The organism is Cellulomonas sp. P4_H4, from assembly GCF_056400865.1.
Window position 1 is genome coordinate 43,356 of the sequence record NZ_JBFUKL010000004.1, and the last position, 12,539, is coordinate 55,894.

Consider the following 12,539-nt stretch of genomic DNA (forward strand, 5'->3'; position numbering starts at 1 on the left):
GCACGCATGGAAGCCGTTGCCCCGGCCAAGGGTCGGGCCGCGCCGCTGCCGCCCGACGAGCGTCGTGCCGCGATCTTGCTGGCCGTCCAGCCGGTGCTCCTCGAGCGCGGTGCTGCGGCGACGACGCGGGAGCTCGCCGAGGCGGCGGGGGTGGCTGAGGGCACCTTGTTCCGCGTCTTCGCGGACAAGAACACCCTCGTGCGTCAGGCGGTCATGGCGGCCGTCGATCCGGCGGCCGGCGTGCCCGAGATCAATGCGGTGGACATGAGCCTGCCGCTGCGTGATCGTCTCGTGGTGCTCATGCAGCTCGGCCTCGACCGCGTCGAGAACGCCATGCGCTGGATGCAGGTCCTGCACGAGGTGGTCCGTCTCGACGACGTCCAGCCGGGGGACAAGCTCGAGCGCATGCGTGCGTGGTCGAAGCTCCAGGAACCCGGCAACGTGGCGCTCCGGGACGCGGTGCACGCGGTCCTGGCACCGGACGCCGACCAGCTGCGTCTCCCGGTCGCCGAGGTCGACGACCTGCTGGTGACCGTCCTGCTCGGCGCCATCATGCGGACCGCCGACGCTCGGCGTCGCGGCCTCGACCCCGAACCTCCCGACGCGGCACGTCTGGTCGACCTGATCCTGCACGGCGTCGCTCGCCCCGACGCATCCTCATCCCCCGAGAGGACCCGCTGATGCTCGTCAAGCTGCTCAAGGTGCACCTCAAGCCGTACCAGGGCGCCGTGATCGCGGTGGTCCTGCTCCAGCTGGTGCAGACGATGGCCACGTTGTACCTGCCCAGCCTGAATGCCCGGATCATCGACGACGGCGTGGTCGTCGGCGACACCGACGAGATCCTGCGGCTGGGCGGTGTGATGCTCGCGGTCAGCTTCGTGCAGGTCATCGCGGCCGTCATCGCGGTCTACTACGGCTCGCGCACGGCGATGGCGTTCGGGAGGGACGTGCGCGAGCGGCTGTTCGGTCAGGTGCAGACGTTCTCGGCGCAGGAGGTGGCCAAGTTCGGCGCGCCGACGCTCATCACGCGCACGACGAACGACGTCCAGCAGGTCCAGATGGTCACGCAGATGACCTTCACGATGATGATCATGGCGCCGATCATGCTGGTCGGCGGCGTGATCATGGCGATGCGCGAGGACGTGGTGCTCTCGGGCATCCTGCTCGTCTCGGTGCCCGTGCTCGGCCTGATCATCGGCCTGATCATCTCGAGGATGGTGCCGTACTTCCGGACCATGCAGAAGCGCATCGACGGGATCAACCGGGTGCTGCGCGAGCAGATCGCCGGGGTGCGCGTGGTGCGTGCGTTCGTCCGCGAGCGCCGCGAGTCGGAGCGGTTCGACGGTGCGAACGCCGAGCTCTACGACACGTCCCTGCGGGTGGGCAAGCTCATGGCCCTGATGTTCCCGTCGGTCATGGCCGTGCTCAACCTGACCAGCGTGGCGGTGCTGTGGTTCGGCGCCTACCGCGTCGACGCGGGAGACATGCAGATCGGCCAGCTCACCGCGTTCCTGTCCTACATCGCCTACATCCTCATCGCCGTGATGATGTCCACGATGATGTTCGTGATGGTCCCGCGGGCCGTGGTGTCCTCGGAGCGCATCGGTGAGGTGCTCGAGACCGAGACCTCGGTGGTCCCGCCGGCGAACCCCGTCCCGCTGCCCGGGACCCGTTCCGGTCTCCTGGAGCTGCGCGGCGTCGAGTTCCGCTACCCGGGCGCCGAGCGCTCGGTGCTGCACGGCGTCGACCTCGTCGCCGAGCCGGGCAGGACGACGGCGATCATCGGCTCGACCGGTTCGGGCAAGACCACGCTCGTGAACCTGATCCCGCGGCTGTTCGACGTGACGGGCGGCGCGGTGCTGCTCGACGGCGTCGACGTGCGCGAGCTCGACCCCGACGAGCTGTGGACGCAGATCGGCCTCGTGCCGCAGAAGCCCTACCTGTTCGCCGGGACGGTCCGCTCCAACCTCGAGTACGGCAAGCCGGGGGCGTCCGACGAGGAGCTGTGGCACGCGCTCGAGGTCGCGCAGGCACGCCCGTTCGTCGAGGCGCTGGCCGAGGGGCTCGACGCGCCGATCTCGCAGGGCGGCACCAACGTGTCCGGCGGGCAACGACAACGGCTCGCGATAGCCCGTGCACTCGTGCGGAAGCCCTCGGTGTACCTGTTCGACGACTCGTTCTCGGCACTCGACTACGCGACCGATGCGGCGCTGCGAGCGGCGCTCGTTCCCGAGACGCGCGACGCGACCGTGCTGGTCGTCGCGCAGCGCGTGGCCACCATCCGGCACGCGGACTCGATCGTCGTGATGGAGGACGGCCTGGTCGTCGGCGTGGGCACCCACCCCGAGCTGCTGGAGTCGTCGGAGACCTACCGGGAGATCGTGTACTCGCAGGTCAGCGTGGAGGAGGCAGCATGAGCACCGACGAGCGTCCCGGGACCGCACAGCGGATCCCCCCGCAGCGCCGCGGTCCAGGCGGCGGCGGTCCCATGATGAACATGGGCATGCCCGGCGAGAAGTCGATGAACTTCCGCGGCTCGGCCGGCCGGTTCCTGCGCGAGATGCGCGGCGAGCGGTGGCCGCTGGTGGCGATCATCGCGATGGGCACCGCGTCGGTGGTCCTGGCCGTCATCGGGCCCAAGCTGCTCGGCAACGCGACGAACGTGATCTTCAGCGGCGTGATCGGCAAGAAGCTGCCCGCCGGCACGACCAACGCGGAAGCGGTCGCGGGCCTGCGGGAGGCGGGGCAGACGTCCCAGGCCAACATCGTCGAGACGTCGGGCGCCGTGCCCGGCGTCGGGATCGACTTCACGCAGCTGCGCAACATCCTGCTCGTCGTCCTGGTGATCTACCTGGGGTCGTTCCTGTTCGGGTGGCTGCAGGGCCGCATGACGGCCGTGGTGGTCCAGCGCGTCGTCTACCAGATGCGCCAGCGCGTCGAGGCGAAGCTGTCGCGGCTTCCGTTGAAGTACCACGACGGCCAGCCGCGCGGTGAGCTGCTCAGCCGCGTCACCAACGACATCGACAACGTCGCCCAGACGCTCCAGCAGACCCTGTCGCAGCTCATCACGTCGGTGCTGACCGTCATCGGGGTGCTCGTGATGATGTTCCTCATCTCGCCGCTGCTCGCCGTCATCGCTCTGGTCACCGTGCCATTGTCGATGTGGATCGCGGGGATGATCGCGAAGCGTTCGCGTCCCCAGTTCATGCAGCAGTGGGCGGTCACGGGCCAGCTCAACGCCCACATCGAGGAGATGTTCACGGGGCACTCGCTGGTGACCGTCTTCGGTCGGCAGAAGGAGTCGGCGGAGACGTTCGCGGAGCGCAACGAGAGGCTCTACGAGTCGAGCTTCAAGGCGCAGTTCATCTCCGGGATCATCCAGCCGGCGCTCGGCTTCGTCGCCAACCTCAACTACGTGATCGTCGCGGTCGTCGGTGGTCTGCAGGTCGCCTCGGGCGCCCTGTCCCTGGGCAGCGTCCAGGCGTTCATCCAGTACAGCCGCCAGTTCACGCAGCCGATCACGGCGATCGCCTCGATGGCGAACCTGCTGCAGTCGGGCGTCGCGTCCGTGGAGCGCGTCTTCGAGCTTCTCGACGCCGACGAGCAGGAACCGGACCCGGCGACGCCGGCCCGGCCGGACCAGCCCATCGCGGGCCGCGTCGCGTTCGAGAACGTCGAGTTCAGCTACTCGCCCGACAAGCCGCTGATCCGCGACCTGTCTCTCGTGGCCGAGCCCGGTCAGACGATCGCGATCGTCGGACCGACCGGCGCCGGCAAGACGACGCTGGTGAACCTGCTCATGCGGTTCTACGAGGTCGACGGTGGCCGCATCACGCTCGACGGCGTCGACGTGCGCGACATGACCCGGGACGCGCTGCGCTCCGAGATGGGCATGGTGCTGCAGGACACCTGGCTGTTCGGCGGGACCCTGTCCGAGAACATCGCCTACGGCGTGGAGCACGCGACGCAGGACGAGATCGTCGAGGCGGCCGTGGCCACCCACGTCGACCGGTTCGTGCGGACGCTGCCCGACGGCTACGACACCGTGGTCGACGACGAGGGAGCGAACGTCTCGGCTGGGGAGAAGCAGCTGCTCACGATCGCCCGCGCCTTCCTGGCCGACCCCGCGATCCTCATCCTGGACGAGGCGACGTCGTCGGTGGACACCCGCACCGAGGTGCTCGTGCAGCAGGCGATGAACGCTCTGCGGCACGGCCGGACGTCGTTCGTCATCGCGCACCGGCTCTCCACGATCCGCGACGCCGACACGATCCTGGTCATGGAGGACGGCGCGATCGTCGAGCAGGGGTCGCACGACGAGCTGCTGGCGACCGACGGTGCATACGCCCGGCTGTACGCGAGCCAGTTCGCCGCGGCGGTGGCGCCCGTCGACTGACCGCGGAGCCCGTACGCTCGGCCCATGGTCACGCTCCCCACCGCCGAGAGGCCGGGACTCGAGCGGGACCGGATCACGATCGCGTTCTACGGCACCTTCGTGGTGTGGGGCTGGTTCCTGTACAGCTTCAACCCGAGCGTCCCGTTGCTCGCGGAGGACCTGGGCGTCTCCGACGCGCAGGCCGGTCTGCACGGCACGGCCATGGCGGCTGGGGCGATCCTGGCGGCCTTCCTGAGCCCGAGGTTCGTCCAGTGGTCCGGACGTCGGCCCGCGCTCCTCTCGTCGTTGGTCCTCATCGGGTGCGGTGTCGTGGCTCTGGTGCTCGCTCCGACGCTCGGATGGAGCCTCGCCGCGATCTTCTTCGTGGCGCTGGGGGGCAACGTCCTGATCAGCGCGACCCAGCCCGGGCTCGCGCTGCGGCACGGGGTGTCGGCGTCGGCCGCCCTGACGGAGGGGAACGGCGTCGGCTCCTCGATCGGTCTCCTCGGCCCGCTCGCCGTGGGCGCGTGCGTCGCCGTCGGCTGGGGCTGGCGTCCCGCGGTCGTCGTGACGTCGGTGCTCGCGCTCGTCTCGCTGCTGCTCTACACCCGGATCCCGGTGGGTGGAGCGATGACGCCGGCCCACGCCGAGGCGATCCCCGCGCCGACCGTGACGAGCGAGTCTCCTCCGCGTACGGCGCTGCCGGCGTGGTGCTTCCTGGTCTGCATGGTCGCCGCGATCGCGATGGAGTTCGCGACCACGTACTGGGCCACCGGCCTCGTGATCGACCAGACCGACGCCGGCGCAGGCATCGCAGCCGCGACCACCGCGGGGCTCGTCCTGGGCATGTCGGTGATCCGGTTCGTCGTCGGGCCGCTGTCCCTGCGCGTCGCACCGGCACTCCTGCTCGCGGCCGCCTTCGTCGTCGCGATCGGCGGTTGGACGATCTTGTGGACGGCGACCAGCCCCGCCGTGGCTATGGTCGGGCTCGTCGTCTCGGGCCTCGGCTACGGCGCCCAGTACCCGCTCTCGGTGGCGATGCTGCTGGCGACCGCACCGCACCGTCCGGACGCGACGCAGGCGCGGGCCACGCTCGCCGCCGGCCTGGCGATCGGCGTCTCGCCCTTCGCGCTCGGCGCGCTCGCCGACGAGTTCGGTACGCACGCCGCGTTCATCCTGGTGCCGGTGGTGGCGGTGGTCGGGGGTGTGGCTGCGCTGGTGGGCGGTCGCGCGGTGCGCCGGGCGGTCGTGGAGTCGGCCGACGCGGTCGCGCTGGGAAGATGAGCGGGTGCCCCGACCCGACCTCCAGACCGTCACCTCGTCCGACGACGAACGCCTCACCGACTACGTCTCCCTGACCGACGTCGCGCTGCGCTCGAAGCTGGAGCCCACCAAGGGCCTCTACATCGCCGAGAGCTCGACGGTCCTCGGGCGCGCGCTCGCCGCGGGCCACAAGCCGCGATCGGTCCTGCTGGCACCGCGATGGGTGCCGGACCTGGAGCGGATGCTCGCCGGGTTGCCCGACGACGACGTGGTGGTGCCCGTCTACGTCGCCGACGAACCCGTGCTCGAGGCGATCACCGGGTTCCACGTGCACCGCGGAGCGCTCGCGGCCATGCACCGGCCGCCGCTCGCACCGGTCGAGTCGCTGCTGACGACCGCGCGCCGGATCGCCGTGCTCGAGGACATCGTCGACCACACCAACGTCGGCGCCGCGATGCGTGCCTGCGCCGCGTTCGGGCTGGACGCCGTCCTCATCACACCCCGGTGCGCCGACCCGCTGTACCGGCGGTCCGTGCGCGTCTCCATGGGCACGGTGTTCCAGGTGCCGTGGACGCGTATCGACCCGTGGCCGGACGGGCTGGACCTACTGCGTTCGCTCGGGTTCGTCACGGCGTCGCTCGCGCTCACGGACGACTCGATCTCGCTGGACGCGCTGGCGGCCGACCCGCCCGTGCGGCTGGCCCTGATCCTCGGCGCCGAGGGCGACGGCCTCAAGCCGTCGACGATCGCCGGCTCCGACCTCGTGGTCCGCATCCCGATGGCGGGCGGCGTCGACTCGCTGAACGTGGCCTCCGCCGCGGCGGTGGCCTTCTGGGCGACGAGGGTGCCGTCCGTCTGAGGCCGTCACTAGGGTCGGCCTATGGCTGCTCCGACGACCGCCGCGCAGATCCTCGAGCGTCTCGGCGGGCTGCGGTCCGACGAGCAGCTGGCCGCGTACGAGCGGTACTTCCCCCTCGATGAGCGGGGCGACGACGTGTTCCTCGGGGTGCGGATGGGGGAGGCCTTCGCGCTGGCCAAGGAGGCGGTCGGGCTTCCGCTGGACGAGGTCGAGGTGCTGCTGGAGAGCGACGTGCACGAGGCCCGGGTGTGCGCGGTGAGCGTCCTCGACGCGCGCGCTCGGCTCGCGCGCACCTCGGACGACCAGCGGCGGGCGATGTACGAGCCGTACCTGCGCCGCCACGACCGGATCAACACCTGGGACCTGGTCGACCGTGCGGCCCTGCACGTCGTCGGGCGGTACCTGGAGAACCGCGACCGGGCTCCGCTGTACGAGCTCGCGCGCTCCGTCGACCCGTACGAGCGCCGGACCGCGATCGTCGCGACGATGTACTACCTGCGCGCGGGAGCCGCCGACCCGACGGACACCTTCGCGATCGCCGCTCTGCTGGTCGGCGACGAGTCGGACACGGTACGCAAGGGCGTCGGCTGGGCCTTGCGGGCCGCGGGCGGACCGGGGCTGGTCGCCTTCCTCGACACCCACGCGGAGCAGATGCCGAGGGTCATGCTGCGGGCCGCCGTCGAGCGGCTGCCGCCACCGGAGCGGGCACGCTACCTCGCGCAGGGGCCCGAGCGGGCCAGGTGACGGCGCAGCACGTCGGTCAGACGAGCTTGGGGAACGAGAGCAGCACCACGGAGAGCAGGACGAACCCGACCCCGCCGATCGCGAGCAGGAGCCACTGCGCGCGTGGTTGCCGCATCCGGCCCGAGAGCGCGCCGAGGAACAGCACGACCGCGAACGCCACCGTGAGCAGGGTGTAGTTGTCGCCGCGCTGGTTGTACACGAGCGCCAGGCCGAACTTCGTGTCGGCCCGGGCGTCGGCCTGCTGGGCCCTGGCCAGCTCCGGGATCACGTAGTCGGGCATCTCGAACGGGGTGGCCGGCGCGTCGCGGTTCTGCAGAGGCTTCTCGGCCACCCACTGCGGGAACGTCGTGGACAGGGGCTCGGGGAACCGCTCCTCGAGGAAGTCGGCGAGCTCCTGGTCACCTCCCTGGTACGCCTCCAGCCACTGCGTGAACAGGGAGACCTGGATCGTCTGCTTGCGGTCGGCGGTCGCCTCCATGCGCGCGGCCTCGATGCGGGCAGACGACGCCTGCGAGAACGAGATCGACATCGCGCCGGACCACTTGCTCGCCTGGAACCCGGTCCAGGCCGTGAGGATCGCGGTGACGGCTAGCAGGATCACGGCGACAAGCTCGCGACGGTCGGTCTGGGCCCTGCTCTCGTCTGCCACTGCACCCTCGTTCTGCGGAGCCGCCGGAGGCGCCGAGCCCGGCGTCGGATCACATCATGACGTGACCCACCCTCGACGGCCGGTCGACCCGGCCTTCCGCGTCGCCCTGGTCGTTGACACCATGGGGGCCATGTCCTCGGATCTGTTCGAACCGGTCGGGCACGAACCCGACGACGTCGCGAACCGGATGCTCGCCGCCACGCTCGGTGCGCAGGAGATGCTCGCGGTCTACGCGGGCGACCGGCTGGGGTGGTACGCGTCCCTGGCCGCCCACGGACCGTCGTCGTCGACAGAGCTCGCCGAGCGGACCGGGACTGACGAGCGCTATGCGCGCGAGTGGCTCGAGCACCAGGCGGTCGCGGGGTACGTCACGGTCGACGCATCGCACCGGTTCGCTCTGACCGAAGGTGCGCGCGAGGTCCTCACGGACGAGGACTCGGCCTTGTTCCTGGCGCCGCTCGGCCGTTTGCAGGCGGCGTCGGGGCGCGTGGTGGACGACCTGCTCGATGCCTACCGGACCGGTGGCGGGGTCTCGTGGGAGCGCATGGGCGACGACGCTCGCAGCTCGCAGGCGGCGCTGAACCGGCCGTTCTTCCTCGGCGCACTGGTCGACGACGTGCTGCCGTCGATCCCGTCCTTGCACACGATGCTGCGACGGGGCGGGCGGCTCGCGGACGTCGGGTGCGGTGCGGGCTGGTCGTCCATCTCCATCGCGCGGGCGTATCCCGACGTGTCGGTCGTCGGCATCGACATCGACGCGCCGTCGATCGAGTCCGCACGTCGCAGCGCCGCGTCCGCCGGGGTCGACGCGACGTTCGAGCTGGCCGACGCGGCCGTGCTGCAGGACGGCCGCTTCGACGTCGTGACGTTCTTCGAGTGCGTGCACGACATGCCGGACCCTGTCGCAGTGCTCGCGTCGGCCCGGCGGATGGTGCACGACGACGGGTACGTGCTCGTGGCCGACGAACGGACCCGGGAGTTGTTCTCGGCTCCCGGTGACGCGGTCGAGCGACTCTTCTACGGCTGGTCGCTGTCCGTGTGCCTCCCTGACGGTCGCTCGACGACACCGAGCGCCGCGACGGGCACCGTCATGCGTCCGGACACGCTGGACCGCTACGCACGGGAAGCAGGGTTCGCCGGTATCGAGATCCTGCCGGTGGAGCACGACCTGCTGCGCTTCTACCGTCTGCTCCTGGCGCCACAGGAGCCGTGAGCCGCCCGCCGTCACGGCGCCCTGCTGCCCGGTCGGCCGCCGCTCGAGGGGGCCGCACAGGTCTACAGCTGGGTGTCGGTCTTCGGGAAGGAGTACTGGCGCACAACTGGGCCGGGGTGGTCGCGCAGCTCACGACGATCGACGAGGAGCGCGGGCGAGCAGGGCGCCGGGCAGCGCGATCTTCGAGCGTCGCAGGCCGCTGCCGATGATGACGGGTCAGGTCGGGCGGTTGTCGTGACACGGGGAGGCGCGTAGCGTCGAGTCGGCCGAAATGACCGGAATGTCGCGCTTGTCGCTCACGAAGGAGAGAGACGATGAGGAAGCCTGCTCTTGCCGTCACAGCTGCCGCGCTCCTGATGCTCGGGCCGGTCGGGGCCGCCACCGCCGCACCGCCACCGACGGGGCCCACGACGCTGGCCCAGGGGCTGATCGGCCCGCTGCACCTGTCGGTCGGACCGGCGAAGACGGTCACCGTCTCCCAGGAGTTCGCCTCCCTGCTCACCAACGTCGGCAAGCGGGGTACGACGACGTTGTACGACGGCGGCCCGGAGTGGGACGTCTCGGGCGTCGACAACCTCGGGAGCAAGGTCTACTTCCTGGAGAGCCAGGGAGCGGGTCCGGAGGACCCCCGACCGCTCGCCGGCTCGCTCAAGGTGATCGACGCGCGCGGGCACGTCAGAACCGTCACCGACCAGATCGGCGCCTACGAGACGTCGGTCAACCCTGACGGCGATGTCGCCTACGGGCTGTCCGCAGCCGACGTGGCGGCGAACCCTGGCTGCGTCGCGCAGCTCACCGCCCTCGGGTTCCCGGTCAGCTACACGGGTGAGGTCGACTCCCACCCGTACTCGCTCGCTGTCGTCGGCAACACCGCATACGTCGCCGACGCCGGGATCAACGGCGTGCTCGCCGTGAACCTCCGCACCGGCGCGATCCGGACGGTGGCCGTGCTCCCACCGCGACCCGCCGCCATCACCCCGGAGGCCGGTGCCGCCTTCGGGCTGACCGACTGCGTGGGCCTGACGTACGCCTTCGAGCCCGTGCCGACCGACGTCGAGCTGGGACCGGACGGCTGGCTGTACGTCTCGTCGCTGCCGGGCGGACCGGAGGACGCCAGTCTCGGCGCCCGCGGCGCCGTGTTCCGGGTCTCCCCGACGAGCGGGTCTACCGAGGTCTACGTCGGCGGGCTCCTGTCGCCGACCGGGTTGACGCTCGACGGGGCGGGCAACGTGTACGTCGCGTCGCTCTTCGGCGAGGGCGTCTACAAGATCGCTGCCGGGTCCCGCGCCGTGAGCCTGTTCCTCCCGGCGAGCATGGCCGCGGACGTCGAGGTGAGCGGATCGACGCTCTACGCGACCACCGACGTCTTCGGCAACGGGACGCTCATCTCCGTCAGGCTGTAGGTCAACCACGACCTACGCCCCTCCGCCTGCTGCGCGGAGGGGCGTGGTCGTGCACCGGTCACCGGACCGGGAATCTGGCCCGTCTCCCGCTCGCTCAGCCCAGCGCGAGCCCGTCGACGACCTCGACACCCGGTGCGCGGGCGAGCAGCGCCCCGGGCAGCGCGATCTTGGAGCGGCGCAGACCGCTACCGATGATGACGGTGCCGCCGGCGTCCGGGTGGTCGACGGCGACGAGGCCGTCCACCAGCACGCGATAGCGGACGGGCAGGCCGAGCGGGGTGATGCCGCCGTACTCCATGCCGGACTCCTCGACCGCGCGGTCCATCGGCAGGAACGACGCCTTGCGCACGTCGAGGAGTCGTTTGACGGCGTTGTTCACGTCCGCGCGGGTCGTGGCGCGCACCACGCACGCAGCGACGCGTTCCTCACCCTCGCGCCGCCCCGCGACGAGCACGCAGTTCGCGGACGCGGCTGGTGGCAGGGCGAACGACTCGGTCAGGGTCGCGGTGTCGGCCAGCTCCGGGTCGATCTCGGTGACCAGCACGGTGTCGGCCACGGTCGCGTCCTCGTCGGCCCACGCGGTGATCGTCGCGAGGGTGGAAGGGGCGAGGAGGTCGGGGTGGTCGAGCGCGCGGGTCCAGGTCAGCGTGCCCAGGCTCATCGCTGGTAGGTCCCGACGAGGACGGCGCGCGCGAGCGTGTGGAAGGTGACCGCCGTGTTGGCGGCGCCCGGCATGGTGTCGGGGGAGAAGCCGAGCGACGGGGTGTCCAACGCGTGCACGACGTAGAAGTACCGGTGCACCTGGTCGCCCGGCGGCGGGGCCGCGCCGACGTAGCCCGCGACGCCGTCGTCGCCCTTCAGCTGCAGAGCGCCTGCCGGGAGGCCCGAGCCGTCCGGGTTGCCGGCTCCCCGGGGCAGGCTGGTGACGCTCGCAGGCACGTCCGCGAGGGTCCAGTGCCACCAGCCGGCGGGGCCGGGGGCGTCCGGGTCGAAGCAGGAGACCAGGAAGGACCTCGTGGCCTCCGGGAACCCCGACCAGGACAGCTGGGGGGAGACGTTGCGGTCGTCCGCCGTGTTGGTGTGCACGTCCGGGACCGGCTCGCCGCTGGTGATGTCCTCGCTGGTCAGCGCGAAGTCGGGGACCTTGGGCAGGAGCGAGTACGGGTCGGGGGCGACGGGGCGGGTGAGGTTCGCAGCCATGGCGACATCATGTCGCGGACGGGGCCTTGGTGCTGGCTGTCGTGCTCGTCGTCGTGCTCGTCGTCGTGCTCGTCGTCACCCGACCGACCAGGGCGCGGGCAGGCATCAGTCGGTCGATGCCCACGAGCGCGAGGCCGAGGACGAAGAAGCCCACGCCGTAGATCAGCACGTTGAGCAGCAGGCCGCCGTAGCCGAGCTCGGAGACGTCGATGAAGCCGTACGGGTAGTCGCTGCCGGGGCTGACCACGCCGCGGATCGTGGTGAACAGGCAGTACGCCACGGGGTAGGTGAGCCACCAGGCCGCGTTCCGGATGCGCAGGCTGCGGTGGGGGACCATCAGCAGGAAGTGCACGAACGTTGCGATGGGCGTCAGCCGGTGCACCAGCTGGTCGTGCGTCAGACCGAGCGCGATGACCTCTTCGCCCGGAGGGGCCGGGTCGAGGATCAGGTACGAGACCAGCCCCGTGATCAGGATGAACAGCGTCACGGCACCCCAGAGCCAGGGTCGCGGTTCCGTCCTGCGTGCGAGGACCGCGACGCCGCCCCAGAGCATCACGACCGCGAGCAGCAGGTTCGACTGGTTGGTGAAGTAGACGTAGTCCTCGAGGTCGAGGCTGACGCCACCGCTCGGTGACCAGAACAGCGCGACGAACGTGATCGCTGCCAACGCGAGGCGGTAGACCCCGACGACGACTCCCATGACTGCCCTCCCGACGCGCCGGCGACGCTGCCGGCTCGCGCAACCTACAACGGCCTGACGGCCCACCGGCGGATTGACAGTGCCGACGATGTCAGCGTGTACTGAGATACTTCGAACAGATGTTCGAGAGACC

The 12,539-nt window shown here is 70.8% G+C and carries 12 protein-coding genes; 8 read left to right on the forward strand and 4 right to left on the reverse strand.

Going from position 1 to position 12,539, the window contains the following annotated elements:
* Window positions 1–6 precede the first annotated feature (6 nt).
* The 6 genes from AC1DPN_RS13405 to AC1DPN_RS13430 are packed head-to-tail and all read left to right on the forward strand — an operon-like array spanning window position 7 to window position 7,241.
* Window positions 7–681 (forward strand): TetR/AcrR family transcriptional regulator, encoded by a 675-nt coding sequence (locus tag AC1DPN_RS13405; protein ID WP_477085260.1) that lies wholly within the window; start codon window positions 7–9, stop codon window positions 679–681.
* Entirely contained in the window at window positions 681–2,417 is a 1,737-nt protein-coding gene (locus AC1DPN_RS13410; protein WP_477085261.1) for an ABC transporter ATP-binding protein, read from the forward strand. Before AC1DPN_RS13405 ends, AC1DPN_RS13410 begins: the two co-directional genes overlap by 1 nt.
* Window positions 2,414–4,396, forward strand: coding sequence for an ABC transporter ATP-binding protein (locus AC1DPN_RS13415; RefSeq protein WP_477085262.1), 1,983 nt, complete (start codon window positions 2,414–2,416; stop codon window positions 4,394–4,396). Before AC1DPN_RS13410 ends, AC1DPN_RS13415 begins: the two co-directional genes overlap by 4 nt.
* Before the next feature lie 24 nt (window positions 4,397–4,420).
* Complete coding sequence (locus AC1DPN_RS13420) at window positions 4,421–5,659, forward strand: MFS transporter (protein ID WP_477085263.1); 1,239 nt, start codon at window positions 4,421–4,423, stop codon at window positions 5,657–5,659.
* 4 nt (window positions 5,660–5,663) lie between these two features.
* Entirely contained in the window at window positions 5,664–6,497 is an 834-nt protein-coding gene (locus AC1DPN_RS13425) for a TrmH family RNA methyltransferase (RefSeq protein WP_477085264.1), read from the forward strand.
* A 21-nt stretch (window positions 6,498–6,518) separates the two neighbouring features.
* Window positions 6,519–7,241 (forward strand): DNA alkylation repair protein, encoded by a 723-nt coding sequence (locus tag AC1DPN_RS13430; RefSeq protein ID WP_477085265.1) that lies wholly within the window; start codon window positions 6,519–6,521, stop codon window positions 7,239–7,241.
* A gap of 16 nt (window positions 7,242–7,257) precedes the next feature.
* Here the strand turns inward: AC1DPN_RS13430 and AC1DPN_RS13435 are convergent, their stop codons facing one another.
* On the reverse strand, window positions 7,258–7,890 hold the full coding sequence (locus tag AC1DPN_RS13435) for a hypothetical protein (RefSeq protein WP_477085266.1): 633 nt from the start codon (window positions 7,888–7,890) through the stop codon (window positions 7,258–7,260).
* Between the two features lie 130 nt (window positions 7,891–8,020).
* Here AC1DPN_RS13435 and AC1DPN_RS13440 point away from each other — a divergent pair, with 130 nt between their 5' ends.
* A complete protein-coding gene (locus AC1DPN_RS13440) occupies window positions 8,021–9,103 on the forward strand; it encodes a class I SAM-dependent methyltransferase (RefSeq protein WP_477085267.1) in 1,083 nt (360 codons plus the stop codon).
* A 314-nt stretch (window positions 9,104–9,417) separates the two neighbouring features.
* The gene (locus AC1DPN_RS13445; protein ID WP_477085268.1) at window positions 9,418–10,506 is read left to right on the forward strand and encodes a ScyD/ScyE family protein; all 1,089 of its coding nucleotides are present in this window, start codon (window positions 9,418–9,420) and stop codon (window positions 10,504–10,506) included.
* Window positions 10,507–10,600: 94 nt separating this feature from the next.
* Here the strand turns inward: AC1DPN_RS13445 and AC1DPN_RS13450 are convergent, their stop codons facing one another.
* From AC1DPN_RS13450 to AC1DPN_RS13460, 3 genes are read right to left on the reverse strand one after another with little or no spacing between them, the layout of a single operon-like run.
* On the reverse strand, window positions 10,601–11,167 hold the full coding sequence (locus AC1DPN_RS13450) for a YbaK/EbsC family protein (protein WP_477085269.1): 567 nt from the start codon (window positions 11,165–11,167) through the stop codon (window positions 10,601–10,603).
* The gene (locus AC1DPN_RS13455) at window positions 11,164–11,706 is read right to left on the reverse strand and encodes a YbhB/YbcL family Raf kinase inhibitor-like protein (RefSeq protein WP_477085270.1); all 543 of its coding nucleotides are present in this window, start codon (window positions 11,704–11,706) and stop codon (window positions 11,164–11,166) included. Before AC1DPN_RS13455 ends, AC1DPN_RS13450 begins: the two co-directional genes overlap by 4 nt.
* Before the next feature lie 7 nt (window positions 11,707–11,713).
* The gene (locus tag AC1DPN_RS13460; RefSeq protein ID WP_477085271.1) at window positions 11,714–12,406 is read right to left on the reverse strand and encodes a Pr6Pr family membrane protein; all 693 of its coding nucleotides are present in this window, start codon (window positions 12,404–12,406) and stop codon (window positions 11,714–11,716) included.
* Between the last annotated feature and the right edge of the window lie 133 nt (window positions 12,407–12,539).

Bases quoted from the DNA above. Each gene is read 5' to 3' on its own strand.
- AC1DPN_RS13405 (WP_477085260.1), top strand. From the start codon at position 7: ATGGAAGCCGTTGCCCCGGCCAAGGGTCGGGCCGCGCCGCTGCCGCCC.
- AC1DPN_RS13410 (WP_477085261.1), top strand. From the start codon at position 681: ATGCTCGTCAAGCTGCTCAAGGTGCACCTCAAGCCGTACCAGGGCGCC.
- AC1DPN_RS13415 (WP_477085262.1), top strand. From the start codon at position 2,414: ATGAGCACCGACGAGCGTCCCGGGACCGCACAGCGGATCCCCCCGCAG.
- AC1DPN_RS13420 (WP_477085263.1), top strand. From the start codon at position 4,421: ATGGTCACGCTCCCCACCGCCGAGAGGCCGGGACTCGAGCGGGACCGG.
- AC1DPN_RS13430 (WP_477085265.1), top strand. From the start codon at position 6,519: ATGGCTGCTCCGACGACCGCCGCGCAGATCCTCGAGCGTCTCGGCGGG.
- AC1DPN_RS13440 (WP_477085267.1), top strand. From the start codon at position 8,021: ATGTCCTCGGATCTGTTCGAACCGGTCGGGCACGAACCCGACGACGTC.
- AC1DPN_RS13445 (WP_477085268.1), top strand. From the start codon at position 9,418: ATGAGGAAGCCTGCTCTTGCCGTCACAGCTGCCGCGCTCCTGATGCTC.
- AC1DPN_RS13450 (WP_477085269.1), bottom strand. From the start codon at position 11,167: ATGAGCCTGGGCACGCTGACCTGGACCCGCGCGCTCGACCACCCCGAC.
- AC1DPN_RS13455 (WP_477085270.1), bottom strand. From the start codon at position 11,706: ATGGCTGCGAACCTCACCCGCCCCGTCGCCCCCGACCCGTACTCGCTC.
- AC1DPN_RS13460 (WP_477085271.1), bottom strand. From the start codon at position 12,406: ATGGGAGTCGTCGTCGGGGTCTACCGCCTCGCGTTGGCAGCGATCACG.